The 4285-nt window shown below is 43.9% G+C and carries 2 protein-coding genes and 1 pseudogene; all 3 read left to right on the top strand.

The window, feature by feature from the left end; genetic code table 11:
* Positions 1–468: pseudogene (locus F6K52_RS33005) on the top strand (hypothetical protein); the annotation flags it as partial.
* 299 nt (positions 469–767) lie between these two features.
* Positions 768–3266, top strand: coding sequence for a filamentous hemagglutinin N-terminal domain-containing protein (locus tag F6K52_RS33000; protein ID WP_293088833.1), 2499 nt, complete (start codon positions 768–770; stop codon positions 3264–3266).
* A 248-nt stretch (positions 3267–3514) separates the two neighbouring features.
* A partial coding sequence (locus tag F6K52_RS32995) for a filamentous hemagglutinin N-terminal domain-containing protein (RefSeq protein WP_293088830.1) occupies positions 3515–4285 on the top strand: 771 nt, incomplete at its 3' end.

Here is a 4285-nt window from a genome sequence, read left to right as displayed (position 1 = left end):
TCTACCGAAGGGTTATTTGTATTTCCTGATAGTGACATTACTGCTAGTTCTGAGTTTGGGGTAGATGGCCTGATCACTATTAACAATCCTGACACCGATCCCGCTAATGGCTTAATTGAATTACCCACAGAACTGCGCGATCGCACTCAACAAATCGCTAAAGGTTGCCGTTGGACTGCTACCAGTAGTTTTTATATTACCGGACGGGGTGGCATCCCCCAAGACCCCAGTGCTATGGTGCCCGGTGGGCAAATTTTATCGGATGTGCGGGATATATCAGATCTATCCATAGTGCGCGCCATACCCGAAGCATTTGATAGTAAATCAGACACTAATACCAAAGCACCGATAGTGGAAGCTAATGCTTGGATTATTAATGAGCAAGGTAATGTGGAATTAGTCGCTGTTGTTAACTCCAACCAGGCGCTCGATTTCCTACGAGCAACTTGTGCGATTAAAGAGGATTAGATTGTCGGGTGGGGAAAAACAGATTAGATTGTCGGGTGAGCAAAAATAGTTTGGTTGAAATCAGTATTAATCAGTGCTAAAAAGCATTAAGTTAATGGTGTTAGATTAGATTGTAGGGTGGGCAAAAACCGTTTGGTTCCAATAATGATTAATGAGAGCGACTACTTTGCCCACCCTACTTTAACTAATTACTGGTCAGGAAGATTTGTGATTGGATTTGTAAGTTTGATCATCGGTGATGGGAAAAATAACCATATCCCACTCAAACCGAAGTTACATCAGCCACCAGGGTCAAGTTGATGAACCAAACTATTCAGCGATGCTATTTACTCTGCTATGTTTTAGTCTCTAGTGTCCTCATCCCCAACATCGCCACCGCCCAAATCAGCAGTGATGGCACTTTATCTACTACGGTGACTAGTGATGATGGAGTGAATTTCTTGATTGAATCTGGGGTACGTACTTCCGATCATTTGTTTCATAGCTTCTCGGAATTTTCTGTCCCTACAAACGGGTCAGCCTTTTTTAACAATGCTGCTGATATTGTCAATATCTTTAGCCGTGTCACGGGAGGGAATATTTCTAACATTGACGGCTTGATTCGTGCTAATGGTAACGCTAATTTATTTCTGATTAATCCCGCCGGTATTATCTTTGGTAACAATGCTTCGGTGAATATAGGTGGTTCATTTTTTGCTACTACTGCCGAGAGTGTAGTGTTTGGAAATGGCATTGAATTTAGTGCCACTGAACCAAACCAAGCGCCGTTATTAACGATTAATATTACTCCTGGTTTACAGATGGGAAAAAATCCTGGAAATATTACAGTAAATGGCCCAGGAGAAACCCTCAATGGCAATATTTTTACTCCTTTCGATCGCAGTAATCTGGGGTCGCAATTACAGGTTGAACCGGGGAATACTTTAGCCTTGGTAGGAGGAGAGATTAGCCTCAGGGGTGGTTTGCTCTCGGCAGAAGGAGGACAAATCGAAATCGCCGCAGTAGGGAGTAACAATTCTAGCGCGATGGTGCCATTAACACCGGTAGGATCAGGCTGGGATCTGGACTTGAGTCAAGTCTCAAACTTAGGGAATATTCAACTGACCGAAAACGCCCTGGTCGATACCAGTGGCGACACCGCTGGCTCGATCCGAATCAGGGGAGCAACCATTACCGTAGGAGATAACTCAATCGTACTGACTCAGAATGAAGGTAGTCAAAATGCTGGCAATACCATACTTCATGGTACCGAAACTGTAACTATCGGAGAGAATGACGCTAACGGCAGTATAAATACCTTTGTGGCTAACCTTTCTATATCCAGTGGTGAGGGGGGAGATATAGACATTATTACCAAAAATTTCAACGTGCTTGGGGGAGCAACTGTAGTGGTCAGCACCTTTGACAAAGGTGCCTCAGGGAAGATCAACATCGTTGCTTCTGAATCGGTGGTAGTCATGGGTTTTAGCCCTGATAATCAGAGGAATTTCAGTAGTAATGTATATTCTTCGACCTTAAGCGAAACAACAGCAGGGGATATTACCATCTCCACCAATCAATTGAGATTAGTTGTAGCAAATATTATCGCGTGGACTTTTGGTGAAGGTGATGGGGGTAATATCACCGTCAATGCTACGGAATCCATTGAGATCGTAGCTTTAATTGCAGGTCTCAACGACCAGAGCGTAATTAGTTCTCCCTCTTTTGGTGAAGGTAATGGGGGTAGTGTGGAGGTAAATACACGGAGATTGCTGCTTGCCGATGGAGGAGTAATTGATTCTTCTGCTTTTGGTAAAGGTAATGGTGGTACTATTACCATCAATGCTTCGGAGTCTGTAACTCTACTAGATACCCTGCCAAGTCGTGTTACCCCGACTAATGTTTCGACTAATGTATCACGTCCTAGTATTGAAGAGCAAAGACGATTTGACCTAGACCCCATCCCCACGGCTATTGCTGGCGACATCACCATTAACACTTCCGAGTTAACTATCTCAGGAGATCCCGATACCCAAGATGCCCAAATTAGGGTCACAAATGAAGGAATTGGTGATGGGGGAGAATTATTTATCCAGGCTGATACCATCAACCTCAATTATGGCGCTAGAATCACCGCTTCCACCTTCTCTGGGAAAGGAGGCGATATTGAGCTGGATATCACAAAGGGTTTACTATTGCGTAATGGCAGCACCATCACTGCGGAAGCTGAGACTAAGGAAGCTCAGAACGATGGCAATGGTGGCAACATTACCATTAAGTCCGGTGTAGTGGCTCTGATTGAAGGTAGCTTGATCAACGCTAATGCTAATCTAGGCAATGGTGGAAATATTTCCATTACTACCCAAGGGTTATTTCGTCGTGATCGTGCCATTACTGCTAGTTCTGATTTTGGCGTAGATGGGGAGATCAGCATTAACAATCCTTACACCCCCGCTAACGGCTTAATTGAATTACCCACAGAACTGCGCGATCGCACTCAAGAAATCGCTAAAGGTTGCCGTTGGACTGCCACCAGTAGTTTTTATATTACCGGACGGGGTGGCATCCCCCAAGATCCCAGTGCTATGGTGCCCGGTGGCCAAATTTTATCGGATGTGCGGGATATATCGGATCTATCCATAGTGCGCGCCATACCCGAAGCATTTGATAGTAAATCAGACACTAATACCAAAGCACCGATAGTGGAAGCTAATGCTTGGATTATTAATGAGCAAGGTAATCTCGAATTAGTCGCTGTTGTCAACTCGAACCAGGCGCTCGATTTCCTGCGAGCAACTTGTGCGATTAAAGAGGATTAGATTGTCGGGTGAGCAAAAATAGTTTGGTTGAAATCAGTATTAATCAGTGCTAAAAAGCATTAAGTTAATGGTGTTAGATTAGATTGTAGGGTGGGCTTGCGACAGTTTGGTTCCAATAATGATTAATGAGAGCGAGTATTTTGCCCACCCTACTTTAGCTGACGATTTGTGAGTTTGATCATCGCTGATGGGAAAAATAACCATATCCCACTCAAACCGAAGTTACATCAGCCACCAGGGTCAAGTTGATGAATCAAACTATTCAGCGATGCTATTTACTCAGCCATGTTTTACTCTCTAGTGTCCTCATCCCCAACATCGCCACCGCCCAAATCAGCAGTGATGGCACTTTATCCACTACGGTAACTAGTGATGATGGAGTGAATTTCTTGATTGAATCTGGGGTACGTAGTTCAGATCATTTGTTTCATAGCTTCTCGGAATTTTCTGTCCCTACTAACGGGTCAGCATTCTTTAACAATGCTGGGGATATTGCCAATATCTTTAGCCGTGTTACGGGAGGGAATATTTCTAACATTGACGGCTTGATTCGTGCTAATGGTAACGCTAATTTATTCCTGATTAATCCAGCCGGTATTATCTTTGGTAACAATGCTTCGTTGAATATAGGTGGTTCATTTTTTGCTACTACTGCGGAGAGTGTAGTATTTGGAGATGGAATTGAATTTAGTGCTACTGAACCAAACCAAGCGCCGTTATTAACGATTAATATTACCCCTGGTTTACAGATGGGAACAAATCCCGGAAATATTACAGTAACTGGTCCAGGACATACCATCAATCGCAGTATTTTCGCTCCTTTTGATCGCAGTAATCAAAGCTCCCAATTACAACTTCAACCCGGCAATACCTTAGCCTTGGTAGCAGGAGATATTAGCCTCAGGGGTGGTTTGCTATCGGCAGAAGGGGGACAAATCGAAATCGCCGCAGTAGGTAGCAACAATTCTACTTCGATGGTGGAGTTAACACCAGTAGGATCGGTCTGGGATCTGGACTTG

Origin of the sequence: Moorena sp. SIO3H5 (genome assembly GCF_010692395.1) — a bacterium.
Lineage (GTDB): Bacteria > Cyanobacteriota > Cyanobacteriia > Cyanobacteriales > Coleofasciculaceae > Moorena.
This window is presented reverse-complemented; position numbering and strand designations above follow the sequence as displayed.

Bases quoted from the DNA above. Each gene is read 5' to 3' on its own strand.
- F6K52_RS33000 (WP_293088833.1), top strand. From the start codon at position 768: ATGAACCAAACTATTCAGCGATGCTATTTACTCTGCTATGTTTTAGTC.